The sequence below is a fragment of the Citrobacter sp. Awk 2 genome (assembly GCF_028069815.1).
In the GTDB taxonomy this organism is placed as follows: Bacteria; Pseudomonadota; Gammaproteobacteria; order Enterobacterales; family Enterobacteriaceae; genus Citrobacter.
Genome location: NZ_JANEWL010000285.1, coordinates 1 through 261, shown reverse-complemented (window position 1 = coordinate 261; position 261 = coordinate 1). Strand labels below are relative to the sequence as shown.

The 261-nt window shown below is 46.4% G+C and carries 1 protein-coding gene; it reads left to right on the top strand.

Translation table 11 applies throughout. The features are described from left to right. A partial coding sequence (locus NNO02_RS23665) for an alpha/beta fold hydrolase (RefSeq protein WP_271455913.1) occupies positions 1 to 261 on the top strand: 261 nt, incomplete at both ends.

Here is a 261-nt window from a genome sequence, read left to right as displayed (position 1 = left end):
ATTATGCCCACGCAGCTGGTCGTCTGGCAAAGCTCATTAAAACCATTCGAGATAAACATCCTGAAGATACAGTGACGGTACTGTCACACAGCCAGGGAACGATGATTGCCCTGGCCGCTGCTGCAATTGAAGCTCCGGACGCACTGTTTGTGATGAATTCGCCCTATGCGCTGGATAATGAAATGACAACCTATATTTCATATCCCATGAATGAAATCATCAGCAAGGAAGCCAGAGAAGCGACATTTGCCGATATTGTAA